Genomic DNA, 24393 nt, shown 5'->3' with positions numbered 1-24393 from the left:
TTTACTTCTCTTATTATTGAATGCATGTCAACCACGAGTCATACAATGTTTAGATATATTGAGCAATATCCCCACCGAACCCATCAATATGACCACACTTGTTCCCCCGTAGCTGATAAAAGGAAGCGATATACCTGTAGCCGGCATGGATGAGGTTGCAACTGCATAATTCATAATCACTTGTAAAGTCAGCATGGCAGTGATACCCGTTGCCATAAAAAACGAAAAATGATCAGGTGCATTCATAGCAATTTTAACACAACGGTATATTAATATCAAAAAAAATACAAGCAGCAAGACTGTCCCCATAAAACCAAGTTCTTCTCCAATAGTGGCCAATATAAAGTCATTTTGAGGCTCTGGAATATAGAGTTTGTTTTGAGTACTCATCCCGAGTCCCACACCACCAATGCCACCTGTACCAAGCGCATAGAGCGATTGTACCACTTGATACGAATCATCTGAAGGGTCATTGAATGGGTCCAAGAACGAAGTCCATCTGCTCAATCTGTAGGTTGCTGAATTAACAAGCTCCCATGCCACTGCGCTGCCAATTATTAACCCAGATACGGTGTAACGCCAGTAAAGGCCTGCCACAAAGAGCATAATGCAGAGAATGCCAGCTAAAATAACCGCTGTACTCATATTAGGCTGTTTCATGATTAAAAAGACACTGACCCCAATTATGCTGACGTAAACGCCGAGCACAGGCAATTCATTTAACCGTGTATAATTTTTTTCTAAGCTATACGAAAAGAAGAGTATTAGCCCAATCTTAGCAATTTCAGCAGGCATAAAGGTCTGACCCAATATTTCGATCCATCTTTGAGCATTGTTAATGACGGTTCCAAATAAGAGCACATAAATCAACAAGGCAATACTGACGACCAAAGCTGGAATTGCAAATTTTTTATAAAATCTATAATGCACTTGTGAAGCAACGAGCATTACTACAACGCCTATACTGATCCACTTGAGATCGGTCAAGAAAAAATGCGTTTTATTTTGCATTTTTTCTATGGCATAGTAGTAGCTTGAACTAAAGACCATCAACAGACCAAATGCCGCAAGTAGTAATGTCACAATTAAAAGCGTATAATCAATCCTATGCGTCTTCATCATTAACCCTTCAAGGTGTGAACGCATTTTTTGAAATGTTCACCCCGTTTTTCAAAGTTTTCATACATATCCCAACTTGCACATGCTGGCGAAAGCAAAATCGCATCGCCATACTCAGAGAGTTCATAGGCTTTTGAAACCGCTTCTTCCATATTTTTGACACAAAAACAGTTTTCAAATTGATTTTTAAAAGCTTCTGCTTTGATTTTATGTTGAGTTTCACCGAGAAGTACCATCGCAGTCACCTTGCCCTCAAAAGCCTCAAATAAAGATTCGTAAGTACTCCCTTTATCCATGCCACCAGCAATCAATACCGTTTTCGTTTTCATTGATTTTAAAGCACATACTGTAGAGTCCACATTTGTCCCTTTAGAATCGTTATAAAGAACTCTGCCCTTAATCGTATCAACATATTCGAGCCTATGCTCTACACCTTTAAAAGTCATTAGTGTCTGTTTTATCTTCTCCACTGGAATACCCGAAAGATGTGCTGTTGCAATACTGGCTAAAGCATTCTCCACATTATGTGCACCTAAGATAAACAGATCCTCAATCTTACAAACCGTTATGCGCTCAGAACCCAATTGGATGACAAAATGCCCCGCTTCAATAAAAACGCCTTCCTCTAAAAGCGTCTTTTGACTCAAATAGATGACTTTACTTTTAGCGTTTTTGCCAAGTGCTCTTGTGATTTCATTGTCGTAATTTAAAATCAAATAATCTGTTTCATCTTGATTTTCAAAAATTCTAGCCTTTGCATCCACGTAGCTTTCCATGGTCTTATGTCTGTTTAAATGATCTGGTGTCACATTTAAAATGACCGCAATATGCGCTCTAAAATCTACAATAGATTCTAGCTGAAAACTGCTGAGTTCTGTCACCATTGTGGTCTTATGAGTTGCCTCTTTTGCCCTTGATACAGCAGGAATCCCGATATTGCCCACCACAAAATGATCTCTGCCCGCATTTTTAAACATCTCACCTATTAAGGCAGTTGTGGTGGTTTTCCCATTTGTGCCCGTAATGCCTACGAAAGTGCCTTTACAAAGCTGATAGGCAAGCTCTATTTCACCTATTATTGGCAGATTACTCTGCTTGATCTTTTGAATAAAAGGGATGTCCAGAGGAACGCCTGGGCTGACGACGACTAAATCAATCCCTTCCACTTGCTCTGGATGACTTCCAAAAATAGAATCTACGACATAAGGCTTTATTTCTGATATCAAACTCTCTAGCTGAACTTCTGTTTTAGCATCATTAACCGTGACCAAAGCACCTTCTTCTTTCAAAGCTTTTATAGACGATATGCCCGATTTAGCAAGTCCAATAACCAAAACACGCTGATCTTTAAAAATCATATGAGTCTCCTCCAAAATCTAATATAATAAAACGCCTAAAACACCCATGACACAAGTTATGAGCGAAAATGTTAAAACGATTTTCTTCTCCGTATAACCTAGCAATTCAAAATGATGATGGATTGGTGCCATCCTAAAAACACGCTTCTTCGTCTTTTTATAGACACCCACTTGAATGACCACAGACAACGCTTCTATTACATAAATGAGCCCGATAAGGGGCACCCAAAGCGGTAATTTCAAAACCACTGCCATAGCCGCAACAATTCCGCCTAATGCAAGCGATCCTGTATCCCCCATAAAAACCTGTGCTGGATGCCAATTGAATTTCAGATAACCTATAAGTGCTCCCGCCATGGCAAGCGCAAGCATTACCATTTGGGGCATATCTTGAATATATGCAAAATAAGCATAAAAGAACATCACAATGGTGGTCACAGATGCCGCAAGACCGTCAAGACCATCCGTTAGATTCACGGCATTGTCTACCGCTATAAAGTAGAACAGCATAAACGGTATAAAAAGGATTCCAAGATCAAGTGCATATCCCAAAACAGGGATGTTGATCACAGTCCCAAATTTCAACGCCATTATTGCCAGTAAAAGACTCATTAAAAGTTGCAAGCTTATTTTTTGCTTCGCTCTAAGGCCTAAGTTATGCTTGCGAACAACCTTTATATAATCATCCAGAAAACCAATCATGCCAAAACCGAACATCCCAGTCAAAACATATATAACCTCATAAGATTGCATCAAGAAAAAACAAATGGGCACTAAAAATGCAGTGATAAAAATCAATCCACCAATGGTCGGTGTCCCCCCTTTGGAAAGATGCGATTTAGGACCTTCTGCTCTGATCGCTTGCCCAAATTTAAGTTTTGTTAATTGGGGAATGATCACTGGACCTAATAAAAGCGCCGCTGCTAAACTACAGATGAAAAATGCAATATAATACATACTATTATACTCAAAAATTGTTAACATACTATTTCCTTCCATCATAAAAATCTTGTACCACTTCTTTATCATCAAAATGAATTTTAGTTTTCCCGATGATTTGATAATCCTCATGACCTTTGCCTGCAATGAGGACCACATCATTTTCACTTGCCAGTGACAGCGCTTTATAAATCCCTTCTCGACGATCTTCTACCACATATAATTGATCCGAAACCGTCATGCCTTCTAAGACATCTTTTATAATCTGATTTGGTGCCTCAGTTCGCGGATTATCACTTGTCAAAATGACAAGATCTGATAATTTTTGTGCAATTGCGCCCATCATAGGACGCTTTTTTCGATCGCGATCGCCGCCACATCCAAAAACAGTAATAATCTTTCCGCGAGAAAATTCTCGAATGGCATGTAAGACATTTTCAAGTGCATCTGGCGTATGGGCATAGTCCAGCAGAATGGTTCTAGAGTGATCATTGGATACGCTCTCAAGTCTGCCCCTTACAGGTTCAATTTCTGAAACAAATGCACCAATTGCATCCATTTTAAACCCTTGAAGAATCATGACACCCACACAAGCCATTACATTATAAACATAAATCTTACCCGGAATATTTAACCGGACTGGAATATGCTGTTCGCCCCAATTCAGATTAAAAGTGCTTCCCCACTGATGGTACTCAATATGGTTTGCCCAAAGTTCAGATGCCTTTGTTAAGCCATAAGACAAGCATCTTTTATCCAAACTCACTTCTTTTAATATACGACGTCCATAGACGTTATCATTATTGATTACACACCCTTTTAAAGCCATTTTGAAGAGCTGAAGCTTCGCCATGAAATAATCTTCAAAATCAGGGTGAAAATCAAGATGATCTTCTGTTAAATTTGTAAAAACCGCATAGTTAAAATGCATCCCATGGACTCTGCCCATTTTGAGCGCATGTGAGCTCACTTCCATGAAACAATTGTCACATGCCACTTCAGAGGCTCTGTTCATAAGGCGAGCCAATTCAAGTGCATCAGGCGTCGTGTTAACCGTTGGTATTTTCTCATCGCCGATGAAGTTGGCGATTGTGCCGAAAACCGCATTTTTCTGTCCAAAAGACGTATAGAGATTATTGAGCATCTGAGTAATGGAGGTCTTGCCATTGGTGCCCGTAATCCCCACCACATTTATTTTCTCGGTTGGATGATCGTAAAAGGCATTTACCATTTCTGCTAATGCCAATTTAGTATCCACGACTCTGATCACACTTACAGCTTCAGGAATCTGATCTAAATCAATATGCCTTTCGACGACCACCGCAGTAGCCCCATCTCGAATCACTTGTTCTATAAAATCATGACCATCCCTTTGATAGCCCGAAATCGCCACAAATAAAGTGTCTTTTTCAATTTTATCAGAGTGATGTTGAATTGCCTTAATTTCTTTTTCGATTGTGCCTTTTATTATTTTATAGTCAGATTGTTTTAATATTTCACTTAAAATCATATTGCCTCCAACTCAAATGTGCGCTTAATCACAAAATTTTTATTCATTGTTTTCTGCCTCATCGGAAACTGCATCCCCCACAGATAAAATCATTACGGCTTTATCCGAAATTTGCGTATCCGGTGCTGGATATTGATCTACCACCAGTAGATTGACATTGTCAATCGTGATTGGGTCTGTTGAGAAACTTATTTTCATTTCATTCAACTTCTTAGAAGCATCCTCATAGCTTAGCCCCACAAGGTTTGGCGCCTTGATCATCTTACTATCTTTCGCTGCGGGTGTAATGGCATTATATCGCAATATATCTTCAAGCATCGCTTTGGCTATAGGTGCCGCAACACTACCGCCTCCGAATTCATCTTGCGGGCCATCTACTACGACATAGATTATAAACTGTGGTGCATCTATAGGGGCTATGCCCACAAATGAAGCGACGACGTTATCTTCTTGATAAGAGCCATCTTCAAACTTTCGACTCGAACCCGTTTTTCCCCCTACACGAATGCCTTCAATATATGCATTCTTACCCGTACCACCATCCACTACCGCCTCTAGCATTACCTTCATCTTTTCTGACGTGGCTTCTGTGATCACTTGACGCACTACGGTTCTCGGATATAAATTGACAACTTCTCCATTCTCATTGATCACTTCTTTAACAATATGAGGTTCTAAGAGATAGCCCCCATTGACAAGCGCTGATACCGCTCTTACAACTTGAATCATCGTCACGTTGATGCCATGACCATAAGACATTGTTGCCAGTTCCACAGGACCCACTTTATCTTTTGGTATAGATATGGACCCCGCTTCTGCTGGAAGTCCGATTCCAGTTACTTCAAAAAATCCAAATAATTCAAGATATTTATAATAAGTTTCTAAGCCAATCATATCAATCGTATGAATCGAAACAATATTACACGAATTTCTAAGACCTTCTAAAAACGTTTCTTCTCCATGCGAGCTCGGATAAATCCAGCAATGCAAAGAAACCCCTGCAACTTTCAGAACGCCATTGCACACGAATTTCGTATTGAAGTTCACAAGCTCCTCATTCAGTGCGATAGCAGCCGTAATCGCTTTTAGCACCGATCCTGGTTCATAGGTGTTTCCAATGACGATATTACGCCACATTTCATTCCAATACTTTGACTTTTCTTCATCACTTAAGGCATCAAAGGCAACTTGCTCCATGCGCCCGGTAACTGCCCGTGGATCATTTAGATTGTAATCCGGTTTAGACGCCATGGCTAAAATTTCGCCCGTCATGGGGTCCATGACAATGGCAGATGCTGAAATCGGCGTATGCTTGATCATGGCAGCCTCTAACCGCTCTTCGACAAAATATTGAATGGTATCATCTATTGTAAGTTTGACTGAATTTCCATTGAGAGGTGATACCAGCGTATCCTCCCCGTAGGGGAGTTGTCTGCCGTGCACATCTGTGGTGACAAAATATTTACCCTCAGTGCCTTTTAAAACGGTATTCATCGCATACTCAATACCCACATAGCCATCATTATCTGCATTGACATTCCCAATCACGTGTGAAGCTAAGTTATCATAAGGATAAATGCGCTTATTGTCTTCCGTTACGGAAACCCCTTTGATACCTTTACTTCTGATTAAATCCCCTTGACGCTTATCAAGATCGGATACCAGTTTCACATAGACTGTTTTTGCATCCACTATTTTTCTTTGAATTTCTGCAGCATCAGCACCGAGTGCGTCTGCGATTAATACGGCTGTATCATGAGGATTCTTAACGGCGGATGACTTTACCCAAATTGAAAATGTTTTAATTGAAAAGGCAAGTTTATCGCCATTTCGATCTAAAATATCGCCCCTTTTTGCTGGAATTGGAATGTTTTTATTTTGTTGATTTCTTGCCATTGCTGTGAGTTCATCACTCCAAGTGACTTGAATGTAAAAAAGTCGGCCTACCAAAGCGCCCATCAAGCAGCAACTGATAATGAAAAAAATTAATAATCTATTTCTGAATTTGGTCATTAATTCGCCTCCGAAATGTCGCTACTACCATTATAACCGAACACTACAATATATCAACTCATGATCTTTAAAAAATTAAAAGTCTGCGGATAGGCAGACTTAGTATAGACGAGATTCAGACTTATTTATTTGCTCTAAACAATGCAGCTACAATGTCCTCAAACTGACTAGGCTCTTTTTTCACCACTTCTGATGCCACTGGCACTGCGGATTGTTCATCTTTAAGTGCATATTTGACTGTTGAATCAATATAGACAATTTGCGCCTTAGTAGGATATTGCATTTTAAGTTCTTCTATTGCAATTTTTTCAACGGCTTTAAGCTCAGTCTTCTGTTCAATATCCGAGCTCAATTCTTCTATTTGAGTATTGAGGGACTTAATCTCTGATTTTAAATTGAAAATATTATATTTAGCTTCACTGACAAGAGAGTTTTTGTAAATAATCATACTCAACATTGCCACGAAAATAAACACCAAAAGCATTGACTTCACAATATTCATAAAAGTCGTTTTTGCGCGCTTCTTCTGTTTTTCTCTTTCTAAGCGTTTTTTTCTAATATTAACAATTTTAGCAGATTGTGACTTGTTTAAATCGTTAATTTCGTATTCGCTTTGCAATCTTTCTGCTGAGTACATACGACCCCTCCTTGGGTACTATTTTACCTGTGCAACCCTTAACTTAGCACTCCTTGCCCGCGGGTTATTCTCAACTTCTTCTTCTGAGGGTAAAATAGGTTTTTTGGTTATTATTTTTACTTTAGGTTCATTTTTACAGACACACACTGGCAATTCTTTTGGACATATGCAACCTTCTGAGAGTCGTTTGAAAGTTGTTTTAACGATCCGATCTTCAAGGGAATGGAATGTAATAATAGCGATCCTGCCCCCCTTATTCATGACACTTACTGTATCTTCTATCGTTTTCTCTATAATTTTGAGTTCATTATTGACTTCAATTCGAATCGCTTGAAAAGTACGTTTTGCTGGATGAGGCCCATCTTGCCTTGCTTTAGAGGGAATGGCTTTTTTTATAATATCCACAAGTTCGAATGTCGTCTCTATGGACTTCTCTGCTCTAGCTTCCACAATAAATTTGGCAATTCTAGCGGCCCAATTTTCCTCACCGTATTCACGAATCATCTTTAAGAGTTCTGTTTCTGTGTAAGTGTTGACCACGTCCCAAGCGGAAAACGAAGCCATTTGATCCATTCTCATGTCAAGCGCACCATCGTTCATGTATGAGAATCCACGCTCTGCTTCATCCAGTTGATAAGATGAAACGCCAAGGTCAAGCACCAGTCCATCTATTTTTTCTATGCCTAACTCTTTTAGAACCGTTTTGATGTTTTCAAAATTACTATGTGCCGGCACGAATTTGCCTTCAAATATAGACAATCGCTTTGTAGCTGCATCAAGTGCATCTTGATCCTGATCAATTCCAACGAGTTTGCCTTTGTCTAAAAATTGAAGGATCTTAAACGCGTGTCCACCACCACCTAAGGTGCCGTCTACATAAATACCATTTGGTTTAATTTCTAACCCTTCAATAGTTTCCTTTATCAATACCGTAACATGATTAAACCCCATAGTATTACTCTCCCATCTCAATCCATTAGTGATTAGAAACTGATTCCCAGAGATTCCATATCCTCTGCTAAATCATCCATATTGGCGGTCATAAAGTCATTATATGCTTCCCATGCCTTTTGATCCCAAACTTCTACTCGAGAGCCTGCACCATTTATGTATACTTCTCGATCGATACTGGCATGTTCTCTTAGGGGCTGTGGTAATAAAATTCTGCCTTGCTTATCTAGAGCGCATTCAGCTGCACCTGCAAAAAATGATCGTGCAAACGCTCTCGCTTTCTTATTCGAAAGAGGTAGTGCTTTTAACTTTTCTTCAAATAATTGCCATTCATCCATTGAAAAAATAAACAGACAGTGATCAAGACCTTTAGTGATATAAAAGGTATCACCCAACTTTTCTCTAAATTTTGAAGGTATGCTCAATCGATTTTTAGCATCGACAGAGTGTCTGTATTCTCCGGTAAACATCATCCACTCGTCCTTTATTATTTAAAAGCTATGGTCTTTCTACCCACTTCATAACATTTTGTACCACTTTATATAGTTATTCTAAACTTTTTTTGAACAAAGCGCAACTAAAAAAGCGACTTTATTTTAAATAAAGTCGCTTTTACCCAACACTCTAGGACTGTGGTCTCATCTCTTGAATGAATTGAAATTTCAATCTTTTTATAATTATAAAATGATTCTCACACTACAATTCTATATGCAGTCACCTATAGGATAACAGCCTCTACATCTAGTGGTTATCCTCGATTTTCCATTTTCCACTTTTCCTTGCGTACACAAGTATGCCAAGGCCAATCGCGATAAAGACCAAACTGATCACTTGCGCAATTCTTAGCGGCCCAAGCATTAAACTATCCGTTCTGAGACCCTCTATAAAAAAACGGCCTATAGAATAGAAGATCATATATTTTAAAAAATGTTCACCATAGAATTTACGCTTTTTAAAAGTAAAGAGCAATATGCCAAAGATCACTAAATTCCAAAGCGACTCATAGAGAAATGTCGGATGCACTTTGACACCATCCACTAGAATTCCCCAAGGTAAATCTGTTGGACCGCCGTGCGCTTCTTGATTGATAAAATTACCCCATCTGCCAATCGCTTGACCCAAAATCAAAGGCATTGCTATGATATCCGCCAGATCTGCAAATTTAAGCTTTTTAACTTTGCAGACGATATAGCCACCAATAAGACCGCCTATGATGCCGCCGTGAATCGCAAGGCCACCTTGCCTAAATGCAAATATCAAATTGGGATGAGCACTGTAATAAGACCATTCAAAAATGACATAATAGGCACGTGCCCCTACTATCGCAGAGGGTAAAACAACGAGCGCCAAATCAATGAGATCGTTTTCCACATAACCATATCGCTTCCCAATTTTCGTCAGCATGATCGTTCCTAAAAACATAGCTGTGGCAATTATAATGCCATACCACGCAATCCCAACGCCAAAAATTTCAAATGCATATCGATCCATTTTTCACCTATTCCTTCAGTTCGTTTTTTAAAAGTATTGCCATAGAATGATTATCCATATCTTCAAAGAAGTAATTAAACACTTCAACCATGTAATCATACTTCACATTTTTATACGCTTCAATCTGAATATAAAAATCTTTATTTTTAGTGAGCTGATACGTAAAATTAGAAGCTATTGTATTGAGTGAATTCATGGAAGAAAGAACTCTCCCAATCATTTTACGTTTAATGCGTTCAAAATCATTTGGATCAAATCCATTTGCTTTGAAAGATCGAATCGTGTTAAAAATCAACTGTTCTACCGCTTCTATCTCATCTGTATCGTTGGAAATCACTATATAAGAGAGGTTTTTCTCAACTTGAACATCATATTCAAATTGGCTTTGAACTAAATTTTGTTCATAAGCTGCTTTATAAAGTTGGCTTCCTCTTCCAAAGACAAGGTCCAGCGCTGTTTTTATCGCCGCCATATAGTCATAGTGATTCCCCATAATAGGTTTTATATGCTTAAAGCCAAGTTCAAATCGATTCTTATGCACATCCCCATAGATGACGCTGCGCTTTGTATGAATCGGATGTGGTTCGGTAAATTCGACTTTTCTTGCCGTTTTATTGCGATTCTTATACGCTTCTGTTTGAAGGCTATCCACCAGAGCGATCATCTCTTGAGCATCCACATCGCCATAAATGATCATTTTCATGTTCGCAGGCGTGTAGAAAGCATTATAGCATGTTAAAACTTTGTCAGCATCAATCTGCTGAATAGAATCGACAGTTCCCGCAATTTCATCACGTAAAGGATGCTTGTTTAAGAGACCTCTCATAAGTTCTCTGTTTAAACGCCATGTGGGTTCATCTTCATACATTTTGATTTCTTGCTCTATAACCCCAAGCTCTTTTTGGACACTTTTCTCATTGATATTAAGTGCCTGTACAAATGACATGAGGGTTTTAATAGCTTCCTCTGGGTACTTTACAACATCACAATGATAAACCGTCGCATAACTGCTCGTGTAGGCATTAACGCTAGCCCCTAGTTCTTCAAAGGCAGAAAACGTGTTTTTGTCCGCATCTTCAAAGACTTGATGCTCTAAGAAATGTGCGATGCCAGCGGGCATTTTCACAAGTTCATCATCGCCTATATAAAACTGGTTATGAATACCACCGTAGTGCACAGCAAAGAAAGCGTACTTCTTGACAAAGTCCTTCTTTGGAACAATGATCACTTCTAACCCAGATTCTAAAAAAGCTCTATGATATAATTCATTCAAATATTCGTTTGTTATGGTTTGTATATTCATTTAATCCTCCTTGGTTACAAATGCGATTGTGTCTAGTTGCAATAGTTTTGATGCTGCTATTACTTCAGATTTCGTAGCATTCTCTATTGATTCAATTTTCTTTTCAATATCCATTGGTAATCCAAATTGGACTTGCGCATAGTAGTAATTGATAAAACTATTTTGATAATCCGATATAGAGAGAAAACTGGCAATAATCACTTCTTTTGCTTTTGCCAAATCTGCCTCTGTGAAATCACCTTCTTGAAGCAATTTTACTTCTTCTTTTATAAGTGCTAACGTCTTATCATAATTATCCGGATCAATGCCCGCATAGATCAGCATAACCGACTTAAACTTATCTGACCTGGCAAAAATCGTATAGCAAAGAGATTCTTTTTCTCTTACTCTTATGAAGAGCTTTGAACCTCCACCGCCTCCAAGCACTGCACTTGCAAGAAATAACGCCACATATCTCGGATCGTCATATTCAATTTCATAATGATATCCCATCACCAATCTGCCCTGAGTAACTTGCATTTTCTCTTCATGATATTTTACTGCTTTAACTTCTTTTTTATTCGAAGTTCTCGGTACTGGCGTATAAGAGGTTCTCTCTAATCTAAACCACTTCTTTACGATTGGAACTATACTTTCATCATCAACATCACCGTTTATGATGATGTCTATTTCCGCTTCTTTGAGTAAAAATTGCAAGTGTTCATAAAGCGATTGTGGCGTTATGGCCTTAACCCATTCCACCGTACCCAGTTCATGGATTTTGTAAGGCTCGTCTTGAAACATGGTCTCAAGACAATTCGAAATCGCCCAATCCATTTTATCGTCCTTGCGCATTTCAATTTCACTGATTAATGTCGCTTGTGCTTGATCAAATATTTCTTGTTTAAAGCCACCCTGCTCGATCAAAGGGTCAAAGAAGATATCCGTGAGAATCTTAAGCGGCTTTTCATAAAAATCCACTTCATCTAAATACTTTTCATTTGGAAAAGACATCTTAAACTGAATGGTCTGGTTGTTTCCATATTTATGCGTATCCACGACAATCACTGATCCATATAGATATTCCAGTTCATTGTTAATAGCTCTTAATGATGGCAATGTCTTTGTGGCATGATCCATTATTCTAGATAATAGCGCATTATAAGAGGCTTCAACAGGTAAAAGTGGTCTTTTAAAATAAATGCCTGCCAAAATGGTTTTAAACTTCTCAGACTGAATTATATGAAGCGTCACGCCCTCAGTCAATTTTACTTTCATGGTTCCTTTTATCATAAGTCACTTCCTTTAATGAGTAGTCAATTAATGTTTACTTTTGTGCTGCGTATCTTCTTATTATATAATATTTACAATGCCTTGTTAATGGTTTATAATGATTTATGCATGCTGGAAGTAAAATTGTAAAATTTTCACATATAACGAGAAGGAAGGTTTATAATGAAATTAGGTATCGTAGGCTTGCCAAATGTTGGTAAAAGCACATTGTTCAACGCAATTACAAAGGCTGGTGCGGAAAGTGCAAACTATCCCTTTTGTACAATTGAACCAAACGTCGGCGTGGTTTCAGTACCCGATGCCCGTCTAAATGTTTTAAAAGAAATGTACGACTCCAAAAAAGTCGTTCCCACAGCAATTGAATTCTATGATATAGCAGGTCTTGTTAAAGGGGCTTCTAACGGCGAGGGATTAGGCAATAAATTTTTAAGTCATATTAGAGAAGTTGCTGCCATCGTCCACGTGGTGCGTTGCTTTGAAGACGATAACGTGGTCCATGTGGATGGCAAGATCGGTCCTCTTAGCGATATAGAGACCATCAACATTGAGCTTATTTTATCCGATGTTGAAATGCTGGATAGAAGAATATTAAAAACTCAAAAACAACTTAAGTCTGACAAAACCTTAGCTCAAGAATTTGAAATCCTTGAGCGCGTTCGAAAAGTACTCGAAGATGGACAATCCGCTCGAACGATGGATCTTACTTCCGATGAAGAAGAGCTCGTTAAATCGCTTAATTTGCTTTCTTACAAACCGGTGATCTATTGTGCAAATGTCTCAGAAGAAGACGTGATTGCGGGGATAGAAAATGATTTTGTAAAAGAAGTGAGAGCGTTCGCCGAATCAGAAAATGCAGAAGCGGTTATGATTTGCGGTAAAGTGGAACAAGAAATTTCTGAGCTTGAAGACGAAGACAAGCAAGCTTTCCTTGAAGAACTCGGTCTCAAAGAATCCGGCCTCGATAAGCTCGTACGTGCAAGCTATCACCTGCTTGACCTGATCAGTTTTCTAACTGCTGGTCCTCAAGAAGTCAGAGCTTGGACCATCAGACGTGGTACTAAAGCGCAACAAGCCGCTGGTAAAATCCACTCGGATATCGAGCGTGGCTTTATCAGAGCAGAAACCATCGCTTATGAAGATATCAAGACTTATGGCACGATGGCTGTCGCTAAAGAAGCAGGCAAAGTGAGACTTGAAGGCAAGGAATATATCGTTCAAGATGGCGATGTGATGCTGTTTAGATTTAACGTATAGTTAGACCCCCCCTCATCATACACACACCCTTCGGGCTAGCGTCCTCGCTTACGCTGTGGATAGCCCTTCTGATGTGTGTATGATGAGGGGGAATTTTTTTACAGATCGCTATTACGGTGACCTCGTAAATCAACAGAACAAAAGCCCTACCAAAAGGAAGAGCTAATATAAACGTAAAATGAACATCAACTCATCAATTTGCTTTACATCGATTTTCATATTTAGTTTTTTGATATATGGTTTTAATAAGGATATAATAGAGTAATACTCATCATCTATTACTTTTTTAGTCAACTCATCACAAGCTTCATAAAACTTTTTCTTGCTCACTTCATCCGAAAACATGATGTCACCAATAACTATTTCACCTTTATCATTTAATACACGTTTCATTTCTTGTAATGCGATTACTTTCTCATCCTCATTCAAATGATGGAAGGCATATGTTGTTACTATGCGATCAAAAGCTTTATTTTCAAATGGTAATTTTAGAAACTCCCCATAGCGTAATTTCATATCAGGCCATTTCTTCTTACATGCAAATAACATTTTTATAGATTGATCCAAACCTATTACTTCATAACCCGACATCAGATATTTACAAGTAAGATTACCTGTACCACTACCTATATCTAGCACACTACCGTTTTCAAAAGTACGGGTGCTAATCTCATAGACCTCATCTAACACTTGATCATAATTATCAAAGAAACTCAAATTTCCAATATCGTTTTTTATTCTAGCATCATAATTATCAGCCCAATCATCGAAGTTCCATAAATCACGCCAATTATTCTTGACATTCATTTGTTGACCTATTTTCCTGCCTGCTTCAATCATCTCCAGCTGTAACTTCTTATTCGTTTTATTATCCAAATAGGCATCCATAACTGTCTCTAAAGACCTTTGAATCTTTCTATACTTGTGAATGGTATCATTAACAATACTCAGTTGCTTAAAGAGTTGTGTTTCCAAATCCACCTCATTCGATAACAAGATTTTGATATCCTCTATTGATAATTCAAATGCGCGATATGTTAATATAGCCTGCAATCTTAATAGATCATCCATAGAATAAACTCTATAATCATTTTTATCTCTCTCGGGAAAAATCAGACCCTTTTTCTCATAAAACCTTAATTGGTTTGCTTTTACTCCAAAAGAACTTGCAACTTCTTTTATATTCATTAACTATCCTTTCACCGCGACATGCTCCATTCACTTTTTAGTATACCATAGCTTACAGAATCATAATAATTACCATTATAAGTCCTAGCCATTCTGAAACACGCCTCTTGTCTCATACCCAATTTCTCTGAAAGCTTAATCATTCTTTCATTTCCAGACCATGTCGTTAGACCAATTCTCACCAAATCAGGGAAAATAGTAAATACATGATCTATCCATAAACTCATGGCTTCATAACCAATACCACGTCCCCAATAAATCTCATTAAATATAACAACACCTATTTCTAACCATTTTGTTTCCTCCGATTTCCAATACCAACTTACTTCTCCAATCAAGTCATCATTAGAAGCATCCACAATCATTTTACAATGATTTTTAACAGGTTTGCCAGAATTGAATACATTATACATTCTCTTTATACGGTCTTGTAACTCTTCCAAAGATTCTCTTTTAAAATAGGGTCCATTGAATTCATGGAACAAACGATCAGGATGATTCATTTCCTCGTATTTTTTTAGATCATCAATTATCATACTTCTCAATTTTATAGTCATACACTACCTCCATAATCATATCATAAAGGTTCGCCCTGGGCGAAGGTCAATAAAAAAGTCATATATTTTTTGATTACTCGTCCTTAATAATCAAAATTACTATCTGAATATTTAGTACAGCCCCCTACATTTCATAAATTGCAAAGACGATTATTATATTTTCAAAGCTTTACTCATTTGAGAACACAGCTTCTCTGTCGGTTATACAAGTACTTTTAAATAAATATAAGCTACACTATTTTAGTATATTTCTAGAGCTGTGTTTTCTAAAATTTTTTATGAAATTCAATCATCATTGTTGTTAACATAATGATGACGAATACAATTGTCATATAAACAAAATAGGACATCAGTAGAATAATGTTTTCAATTGTGCCCTCAAGTAATATTATTGCTAATACCGCTGGTAATTCTAGCAGGAATTGCACTCTTCTTTTTTCCCAATATTTTAACTTACTGTCTATTTTGGGCATTTGATATTTAAACCAAATCGAAGAAAGAATAACATCGGCTAACACAAATAACATTAAATATTTACTCATTTTTCACCACATTCCCTAATATTTAGTCCAATCATTGCCTTGAATACTACCTTTATACCACGGCGACCAAGATCTAGAGGAAGAATTATATTTCCAATAAGACAAACATACACCATTACCACCACTTGCATTTAAAGCTCTAGTTATCTGAGCAGATTCTTCTGATGCAACTTGAAGTCCTACAGAGAGTATTACGCCCACGGGAAAGTTAAAGTAACCTGCAATTAATGTTGGAATAAAACCCTGCGTTGTAAAAAAATCTCTCTTCGAAATCATATCCAACGCTTTATCTTTTGAAAAATAAATTCTCATGATATTATTTTCAGTCCAATACATTCCTTCTTCAATTAATTTATGTCCCTCTGGAAGGCTATTGACAACAACATTTTGCATAGTTTTTTTTGACTCATTACCTTTTTCCCTGAGGATTCCATCTCTATCAACTATCGCATTACTTTCTTTCATCGCAACATTAAAAGCATCAAGTTGATTTCTTATTTCTGAAATATCTTTCTGTGAGTAGTCATTAATTGAAATGTTTTCTAATGTTTTATCCACATCGAGTAGTCCTTCAGAAGATATTTCTAAGTAATTTACGATGTCATTTATGAGTTCATCGTATGTTTTCACACCATTACCCACATCTGCAAAACTCGAAAATGTTGAAGTAATTATAAAAGCCATTACTACAATTAAGCTAAATTTTTTTTTCATATTGTTCTCCTTGAACTCACCTCCAGTTTCATACTAAATAGCAACATCACTTCACAAAAATATTTACAAGTTAATGTTTCCAATTTCTCTATTATAATGAAATTGTTAGTAGCCTAATTTTATTGTAACATATTTTGAGGACCTATCAAGAATTTTGTGTAAAGTTTATTTTAAAATATGACGTAAACTTGATGTTAAGATTTAACATTTACGATTTATTGAGAATGGGGATCTTTGTATCTTCTATAAACAATATTTTCTAATTTCATTTTTTATCCCAATAATTGATTAAAGTGTCAAAATTAGATACCTCATATAAAAACCGACTTTTTCAATATTTCTTAATCGTTATCATAAAATCAATCTAAGTCATTTTCAAAAATGGATTTATAGTGGCAATAAGGTTGTAGTAATACATCGCTTATTCTAAAAAAACTTTTTGGTTTGACAGATGATGATCTATTAGCCAGTATCCTTTGTGATGTGCGCTTTCAGTTTGCACTGCATACCACAAGTTTTGAAGAACAACCCTTTAGTGATCGCACTTTCAGCCGCTTTAGAGAAAGGTTATATGACTATGAAATGGAGACAGGCATAGACTTGCTTCAAGAAGAAATGATCTCTCTTGCCGATCATTTCGTAAAATATTTAGGTATGGAGACGACACTTAAGCGTATGGATAGCCTCATGATATCATCAAGTGYTAAGAAAATGTCTCGTYTGGAAATTGTTTATACTTGTGTTTTCAACATGGTTAAACTGATTCATCAAACAGGAGAAATTCAATATATAAAATCTCTTGAGCATTATTTGGATGCTGAAGATAGCAACACCATGATTTATCACAGAAAAAGTGAAGAACAATCAAGTCGGTTGCAACAAGTTATTGATGATGCGAATCACTTAATAGCGATTCTACCACAAGCTTATTCAGAATTTAAAGCGTATCAACTTTTAAAACGTGTGCTTGAAGAACAGAGCACTTTAGATGAAAAWGGTTCATGTATCCCCAAACATAAAACAAAGATCACACCCTCAAGTTTACAAAATCCATCTGATCCAGATGCAACTTATCGTACCAAAGCAGGAAAAAGTCATAAGGGCTATGTTGGAAATGTAGTTGAGACATTTGATAAAAAAGGGTCCATTATTACAGCTTTTGATTATGCAACCAACAGCCACAGCGACAGTCAGTTTTGTAAAGAAACCATTGAAAAACTTGGACCACAAGCTGAACCGACTACTTTATTAGCTGATGGCGCTTATRCTAGTATTGAGAACACAGAGCTTGCCACAGAAAATAATATAGAACTCATTACAACCGCCTTACTTGGAAAAGCACCTGATGTTGTACAATCAAAATTTGAAATTGATGTTGAAAACAAAGAAGTACTCAAATGTCCCATTGGTCAAACCCCATATAAAACAAGATATTATGAAAGTACCGAGCAGTTCCGTGTGYCGTTTAACAAAGCAGCATGTCTAAATTGTCCACTTAAAGAGCATTGTGGTATTAAAATGCAAAAGAAATCAGCTGTTGTAATGATTTCTGAAAAAATGATAAAGCGAGCAACTTATCTGGAAAAAATTTCAGCAGAAGATTATCGCGAATTATCTAAGAAAAGAAATGGTGTTGAGGGAATTCCATCCATTTTAAGACGTCGATATAATGTGGACCGGATTCCGGTTCGTAGTTTACTGCGCTCAAAAATGTGGTTTACTTTCAAAATAGGTGCCATAAATGTGAAGAGTGTGCTAAAAGCAGCACTTATCCTTCAAATTTTGACGTGCTTTTTCGTGAAAACGCGTTTAAAAGTAACCCATTTTTATAATTGTCTTTTTAATTTTGAATTTGTGAGTTGAAAAAGTGGATTATTGGCACCTTAATATTTTATTCAACTAAAATAAAATATTAATCCGTCACCATTGGTGACTTAGAATGCGGTTTTACGAGATGCTGTTTTAGCATTCAAATAAATCACTTTCGGGCGTTTTTGAATTTGTTGAAACGAATTTTATTTAATTATGAAAGAATGTGATTTAGTAAGATTTGCAGAAATAAAAAAGAAGAAGTTATAAAATCTAACTTCTCCTTTGGTTACAGGCGGATAAAATCCGCTAGTTATGGTCAACTGATGTATTGTTTATATACCCTATTAAATATTATATAAACAAAAAAACAGGAATGAGTTGCTAGGCAACTCATTCTAATTTTGGTTTCCGGCGACTATAAAAGTCGCTAATTAAGGTAACTTAAGTATATCATTTTAATGAGATTAGTCAATACTTTTTAGAATAATCAGGAAAAATTTTTATACTATTGATGCGATAGATTCTCTTATTTTTTCACTCACTGAATTAAGATATGTTGAAGGTGCGAACTTTTTATCTGTGTATAACTGATTTTTAACAATTCGCCTTTTATCGAGACCACTGATATTTCTTACATCAGCCACACTCCTTTTTGTACAACGATATTCATTGTAAGGCTTTGGGTAGATAGGGTCTATAAGTTCAACTTCAAAAAAATTTCTTAGATAATTCCGACTTCGATTTTTATCATAAGCCATGTTAGTAATAGGCACTCCAATAAAAGTTTCTTTAAATTCTCCTAAAATTATATAATAGTGCATAAACCTTTGTTCTCTGCCTAATTTTGTTACACCAGGATTAACCAATACAATACGACCACGCGATAATGTTTCAAACTCGACGTTTAATTTACTGTTCTCGTGTTGAATCCATAGGTCTTTATCAAGAAGCCAAGTAGAAGTGTATTCATTAATTTGGTTTTTTAGTATGATTGAACTTTCTGATGTTAAAGCGTCAACATCATTTGTAACATTATCGTACGAGTTGCACATTTCATCTGAGTCTGGTTTTATATAAGTCAATTTCTCATAATAATTTCTATTTATAAGCATACTCCATCTCCCTGTTGTTTTGTCTAATCCTATTCTAACAAATTAAGAAATAAATAACAGTAAATTTCAAAACATATAATTAAGAAATACAATATTAGTCAAAATTCTCGCATACAAATGAAATCTCAATTGAATCCTTCTCATCAAATTGACGAGTTGCACAAACTTTCATTAGCATTTTAATGAGTTTAGTAGCATCCTTTAAACTCAAGGCGGTTGTACAAACCTTGGTACGCGGAACCGTATCATAAGTAACGGTAATTTGTAGACTTACCCATTATGATTATAAGGATATAGTAACCTGAGTTTCAAGTTTTGAGACGAATTTTTTTAAATAATAAGTTTAAGTTTATTATCATTCACTTGTACGGTATAATAAGTACAAGTAAGAATTGGAGGTAAATCATGGCTTATATTCCCCCGTATACAATCACTGAAAAAACGGTAACTCTAATTGCAGATATTATGGAAGTGATTACTAAATTTGCAATGAGTGAAAAAAATGAAATTAATCCAAAATTGAGACGAAACAATAGAATAAAGACGATTCAAGCATCACTAGCAATTGAAAACAATTCTTTATCAATTGATCAAGTCACTGCAATCGTCAATGGGAAAAGAGTTCTTGGTCCTGGGCAAGATATAAAAGAAGTACAGAATGCCTATGAAGCGTATGAGATACTCCTGAATCTTGACCCATATGAAATCAATTCACTATTAGCAGCTCATAAAATATTGATGAATGATTTGACAAAAGAAGCCGGGAGATTCAGAAGCGGTAGTGTAGGTGTATTTGCAGGTGAGCAGTTGGTTCATATGGCACCACCAGCGATTTTGGTTCCGGAACAGATTGAAGCATTGATCCAGTGGGTTAAGTTGTCAGAAGCTCACCCATTGGTGAAAAGTTGTGTGTTTCATTACGAATTCGAGTTTATTCACCCATTTTCAGATGGAAACGGACGGATGGGTCGCATGTGGCAGACGTTGATTCTATATAATTGGAAAAAAATATTTGGATGGTTGCCAGTTGAGTCCTTGATCAAAGAAAGACAAGATCAATATTATGAAGTATTGGGTATTTGTGATAAAGTTGCTGATTCTGGAAAGTTTATTGAATTTTTACTTCAAGCGATCTATGATACATTATGTGAACTTGGACGAACCGAACAAGTCGGCGTACAAGTGACCGAACAAGTCTTGAAATTAATTGAATCAATGGATAATGAACCGTTAAGCACGAGCGAATTAATGGAACGTGTCGGGATCAAGCACAGACCAACATTTAGAAATAATTATCTTTTACCTGCGATGGAAATGGGAATGGTTGAAATGACAATACCAGATAAACCGAATAGCAGCAAACAGAAATATATTAAAACTAAATAGTTATGTTAACATCGTAAGCGTTTGGTTTTAACTTGTTACGGTGAACCATATCACAAGTAAAAAATATTATCTAATTAGGCTTTTGCCAAAATCATACATTCTTTAAGTTTTTTCAACGAAAATTTGCTTCGTCCAAGTTGCCTCTTTCAAAGAATCAAAGCGGCGGTTAGGATAATAAGCTGTTTTGTAGAAATTCTTGTACAAAAGACAAAAACACTAAATACCACATAAAAGTCTTGTGTAAAAGACTTCTGTGTGGTATGCGTCGTGTTGGAAAATCGACATTGCTATTACAAATACAAGAGGAACTTCTAAGTCAAGGTGTCCAAAAAGAACAAATCATCAGTTTAAACTTTGAGTGGCTTGAGTTTGAATCCCTTAAAGAATATAAGACACTCTATGAATATATTGAATCAAAGAAAATTGAAGGAAAGAAAAGCTATGTTTTTCTTGATGAAGTTCAGGAAGTTGAAGGCTTTGAAAAAGTCGTTAACGCATTAAATGCCAAAGACGATACAGAGGTATTTATCGCTGGCTCAAATTCAAAACTTTTATCAGGTGAACTTGCGACGTACTTAACAGGGCGTTTTTATACCATAGAAGTCCTGCCATTATCCTATAAAGAAGTGAGTGAAGGCTTTTCGAAAAGTGAAGATGTTTTTTTAGATTACTTAAGGATGGGTGGTATGCCTGGGAAATTCCAGTTTGAAGAAGAACGGACTGCTAAAAATTATCTTATGGACATGTACCAATCCATTTTATTAAGAGATATTGTTAAACGTTATAATGTAAGGGATGTAGACTTACTACAGCGGTTTATGTCATACCTAATTAATAATATTGGTCAGATATTTTCAGCAGGAACTATTACGAATTATCTTAAAAGTGAAGGCCGAAAACTCTCCAAAGAAACTATTTATAATTATATTGAAGCAGCAAAAAGTACCTATCTAGTTCATGGGGTACCACGATATAATATCAAAGGTAAAGAGCTGATGAAGACCAATGAAAAGTACTTTATCAATGACTTAGGGATTAGAAATCTCTACTTTAACAATGAAAAAGATATAGGACAGGCACTAGAGAATATCGTTTATTTGGAACTCAGAAGAAGGGGCTATGAAATTTATGTTGGGAAATATGATGATAAAGAAGTAGATTTTATTGCTGTTGATGGTGAGATGACAACTTATATTCAAGTGACGTATTTACTAGCGGAAGAATCCACGATTGAAAGAGAATTTTCTGTTCTTGAAGCTATTGATGATAATTTTCCTAAAATGGTGATTTCAATGGATCGTGTCAATCGCTCGAGAAATGGTATTGTGCATAAAAATATTATCAACTTTCTTTTAGAGGATTAGCGTTTTTAATGAGTATCTTAGAAGTGGAAGCTATATTATCGGGTTTGTTTGATTCGATTTTTACTAGAGATATAATCCTTAGGGGCAATATAAGAGATGAAGGATCGTTTTATAAAGTCGGTAAGTCAGATGAATGCTGTAGAATATTCGTTGTATTTTACAGCAAGTTTGCATATACTATAAGTAGAAGGAGTTGATAAAATGTCAAATATAAGACCAGTATCCGATTTGAGAAATTATAATGATGTATTAAATGCATGTAGAGAACAATCTCCCGTATATTTAACCAAAAAAGGTAGAGGGAAGTATGTGTTGATGGATATTGAAGACTATGAAAAAATGAAAGCTACAATGAAACTTATAGCTAGTTTAGTTGAAGGTGAAAAGTCAGCAAGAGAGGAAGGTTGGTTTTCTTTAGATGATATAGAATCAGCTTTAGGTCTTTAGTTATGTATAGAATAGAGTTTTCACCATTAGCTAAAGATGACTTGATAAGATTTAGCAGATATTTAGAAGATGAGTTTGATTCAGAAATAGCTTCTGCCAAAATAAAAAAAATGATTGAGCATATTAGAAGATTCGAAAAATATCCATTATTAGGAAGACCTTTAACAAACACCATTGATATACCAACTGACTATATGTACTTTGTTGCTGAGAAAAATTATATATTTTACCGTTTGGAAAAGTACACAGTGTACATTATTCGTGTACTAGATACAAGGCAGGATTACATTAACATCCTTTTCGGTGACAGAAAAAACCGTATTTAGATACAGCACGGTGAACCGTATCATAAATAACGGTAAAGGCTTTGATATGTAATTCACACAAAAAAATAGCCTTCGGCATTGGAGTGATCCTTTGCCTTAGGCTATAATGAGTTGATTAAACTGATTTAGTTTAATTTTCATTTTGTTTAGGTTTGTAAATGGCACATACCCATCATGTTGCAGTCTACCAACAACTATTCCTGCAGGCAATGATATTTGTTGAGCAAATTGCTGGACAGACAAAGCAGAAAAATTATCCTCTGAACAAGAAATATTTACCTGTCGGGTAAACAATTCTTCGGTTTGATTGTATTTCATATCACTAGTGTTGCATAAAAAAATAACAGAAAGTCAAGTATTTTTTTGAATTGAATAATATGGTAAACTAGGAATGAGTATAAAAATAGTTCTTGCTCAAAATTTTTCTAAACTATCTTGAATAAAGAAAGGATAAAAAAATATGAACAAGAACACCACAATTAATTTTATCATAAATTCATTACAAGAGTCACTAACAATTTTAAAATCTTTTGGAATTGATAAGTATATCAAGAAATTGACCAGTTCACGATTTATTTCGCTTATGATATTTGCTCAAATTATGGAATTTGAATCAGTCAGAGCACTATCAAAACACTTGAATAGTTCAGTTGCCTTACAAAATGCCATAGGTCTTGAGTCCGCAAGTCATTCACAAATTTCTAGAAAATTGAACAGTCTCAATCCAAATCATATGAAGCAGATGTTTAATCAAGTCGTCAAAGATGCACATATCTATTTGAAGCCAAATGCAGTTAAATCCTCTTTAGGTAATTTGTATATGATTGATTCATCAACGATAAGTATGTGTATAACTCAGTATCCATGGGCAGATTTTCGAAAAACAAAAAGTGGGATCAAGCTCCATTTGCGATTGAAATTTTGCGATGATATTAGTTTGCCAGATAAAGCGATCATAACGAATGCACGTCCAGCAGATAAAAAGCAAATGGACAATTTGGTGATATCCGAAGAAGGTGCTATCAATGTAATGGACCGCGCTTATGTGGATTATAAGAAATTTGATATTTACTGTGAACAAAAGATTTACTTTGTAAC

General features: G+C 36.2%; 23 protein-coding genes. 7 read left to right on the top strand and 16 right to left on the bottom strand.

Going from position 1 to position 24393, the window contains the following annotated elements; translation table 11 throughout:
• Positions 1–27: 27 nt before the first annotated feature.
• From ftsW to yfmF, 11 genes are all read right to left on the bottom strand, one after another.
• Complete coding sequence (gene ftsW / locus F3D3_RS16130; RefSeq protein WP_175438408.1) at positions 28–1122, bottom strand: putative lipid II flippase FtsW; 1095 nt, start codon at positions 1120–1122, stop codon at positions 28–30.
• Complete coding sequence (gene murD / locus F3D3_RS16125; protein ID WP_069875482.1) at positions 1122–2477, bottom strand: UDP-N-acetylmuramoyl-L-alanine--D-glutamate ligase; 1356 nt, start codon at positions 2475–2477, stop codon at positions 1122–1124. The genes ftsW and murD overlap by 1 nt, the downstream gene beginning before the upstream one ends.
• An 18-nt stretch (positions 2478–2495) precedes the next feature.
• Positions 2496–3461 (bottom strand): phospho-N-acetylmuramoyl-pentapeptide-transferase, encoded by a 966-nt coding sequence (gene mraY, locus F3D3_RS16120; protein ID WP_084389109.1) that lies wholly within the window; start codon positions 3459–3461, stop codon positions 2496–2498.
• A 1-nt stretch (position 3462) separates the two neighbouring features.
• A complete protein-coding gene (locus F3D3_RS16115; protein ID WP_069875481.1) occupies positions 3463–4926 on the bottom strand; it encodes a UDP-N-acetylmuramoyl-L-alanyl-D-glutamate--2,6-diaminopimelate ligase in 1464 nt (487 codons plus the stop codon).
• 39 nt (positions 4927–4965) lie between these two features.
• Complete coding sequence (locus F3D3_RS16110; RefSeq protein ID WP_069875480.1) at positions 4966–6939, bottom strand: penicillin-binding transpeptidase domain-containing protein; 1974 nt, start codon at positions 6937–6939, stop codon at positions 4966–4968.
• Between the two features lie 121 nt (positions 6940–7060).
• Positions 7061–7576, bottom strand: coding sequence for a cell division protein FtsL (locus tag F3D3_RS16105; protein ID WP_069875479.1), 516 nt, complete (start codon positions 7574–7576; stop codon positions 7061–7063).
• Positions 7577–7594: 18 nt separating this feature from the next.
• A complete protein-coding gene (rsmH, locus tag F3D3_RS16100; RefSeq protein WP_069875478.1) occupies positions 7595–8527 on the bottom strand; it encodes a 16S rRNA (cytosine(1402)-N(4))-methyltransferase RsmH in 933 nt (310 codons plus the stop codon).
• A 32-nt stretch (positions 8528–8559) separates the two neighbouring features.
• Entirely contained in the window at positions 8560–8997 is a 438-nt protein-coding gene (gene mraZ, locus F3D3_RS16095; RefSeq protein ID WP_069875576.1) for a division/cell wall cluster transcriptional repressor MraZ, read from the bottom strand.
• A 271-nt stretch (positions 8998–9268) separates the two neighbouring features.
• The gene (lgt, locus tag F3D3_RS16090; RefSeq protein ID WP_069875477.1) at positions 9269–10018 is read right to left on the bottom strand and encodes a prolipoprotein diacylglyceryl transferase; all 750 of its coding nucleotides are present in this window, start codon (positions 10016–10018) and stop codon (positions 9269–9271) included.
• Between the two features lie 7 nt (positions 10019–10025).
• Entirely contained in the window at positions 10026–11321 is a 1296-nt protein-coding gene (gene yfmH / locus F3D3_RS16085) for an EF-P 5-aminopentanol modification-associated protein YfmH (protein ID WP_069875476.1), read from the bottom strand.
• Entirely contained in the window at positions 11322–12578 is a 1257-nt protein-coding gene (yfmF, locus tag F3D3_RS16080; RefSeq protein ID WP_207645392.1) for an EF-P 5-aminopentanol modification-associated protein YfmF, read from the bottom strand.
• Between the two features lie 177 nt (positions 12579–12755).
• Between yfmF and ychF the strand changes: the two genes are divergently transcribed.
• Positions 12756–13847 (top strand): redox-regulated ATPase YchF, encoded by a 1092-nt coding sequence (ychF, locus tag F3D3_RS16075; RefSeq protein ID WP_069875474.1) that lies wholly within the window; start codon positions 12756–12758, stop codon positions 13845–13847.
• 162 nt (positions 13848–14009) lie between these two features.
• Here the strand turns inward: ychF and F3D3_RS16070 are convergent, their stop codons facing one another.
• The 4 genes from F3D3_RS16070 to F3D3_RS16055 form a co-directional block, all read right to left on the bottom strand.
• Positions 14010–15035, bottom strand: a complete 1026-nt coding sequence (locus F3D3_RS16070) for a MerR family transcriptional regulator (protein WP_069875473.1) — start codon at positions 15033–15035, stop codon at positions 14010–14012.
• A gap of 11 nt (positions 15036–15046) precedes the next feature.
• Positions 15047–15592: a GNAT family N-acetyltransferase gene (locus tag F3D3_RS16065; protein WP_069875472.1), complete on the bottom strand. Its 546-nt coding sequence runs from the start codon at positions 15590–15592 to the stop codon at positions 15047–15049.
• A 266-nt stretch (positions 15593–15858) separates the two neighbouring features.
• Positions 15859–16119 (bottom strand): hypothetical protein, encoded by a 261-nt coding sequence (locus tag F3D3_RS16060; RefSeq protein ID WP_139132124.1) that lies wholly within the window; start codon positions 16117–16119, stop codon positions 15859–15861.
• 30 nt (positions 16120–16149) lie between these two features.
• A complete protein-coding gene (locus F3D3_RS16055) occupies positions 16150–16848 on the bottom strand; it encodes a hypothetical protein (protein WP_069875470.1) in 699 nt (232 codons plus the stop codon).
• Between the two features lie 423 nt (positions 16849–17271).
• Between F3D3_RS16055 and F3D3_RS16050 the strand changes: the two genes are divergently transcribed.
• A complete protein-coding gene (locus tag F3D3_RS16050; protein ID WP_255364400.1) occupies positions 17272–18711 on the top strand; it encodes a transposase in 1440 nt (479 codons plus the stop codon).
• A 449-nt stretch (positions 18712–19160) separates the two neighbouring features.
• Here the strand turns inward: F3D3_RS16050 and F3D3_RS16045 are convergent, their stop codons facing one another.
• Entirely contained in the window at positions 19161–19772 is a 612-nt protein-coding gene (locus tag F3D3_RS16045) for a hypothetical protein (RefSeq protein ID WP_069875468.1), read from the bottom strand.
• Between the two features lie 405 nt (positions 19773–20177).
• Between F3D3_RS16045 and F3D3_RS16040 the strand changes: the two genes are divergently transcribed.
• From F3D3_RS16040 to F3D3_RS16020, 5 genes are all read left to right on the top strand, one after another.
• Entirely contained in the window at positions 20178–21158 is a 981-nt protein-coding gene (locus tag F3D3_RS16040; RefSeq protein ID WP_069875467.1) for a Fic family protein, read from the top strand.
• 260 nt (positions 21159–21418) lie between these two features.
• Complete coding sequence (locus F3D3_RS16035; protein WP_084389108.1) at positions 21419–22522, top strand: ATP-binding protein; 1104 nt, start codon at positions 21419–21421, stop codon at positions 22520–22522.
• Positions 22523–22723: 201 nt separating this feature from the next.
• Entirely contained in the window at positions 22724–22969 is a 246-nt protein-coding gene (locus F3D3_RS16030; RefSeq protein WP_069875465.1) for a type II toxin-antitoxin system prevent-host-death family antitoxin, read from the top strand.
• A gap of 2 nt (positions 22970–22971) precedes the next feature.
• On the top strand, positions 22972–23295 hold the full coding sequence (locus F3D3_RS16025) for a type II toxin-antitoxin system RelE/ParE family toxin (protein ID WP_069875464.1): 324 nt from the start codon (positions 22972–22974) through the stop codon (positions 23293–23295).
• A gap of 460 nt (positions 23296–23755) precedes the next feature.
• A partial coding sequence (locus tag F3D3_RS16020; RefSeq protein WP_139132122.1) for a DUF4372 domain-containing protein occupies positions 23756–24393 on the top strand: 638 nt, incomplete at its 3' end.

The sequence above is a fragment of the Fusibacter sp. 3D3 genome (assembly GCF_001748365.1).
Lineage (GTDB): Bacteria > Bacillota > Clostridia > Peptostreptococcales > Acidaminobacteraceae > Fusibacter_A.
This window is presented reverse-complemented; position numbering and strand designations above follow the sequence as displayed.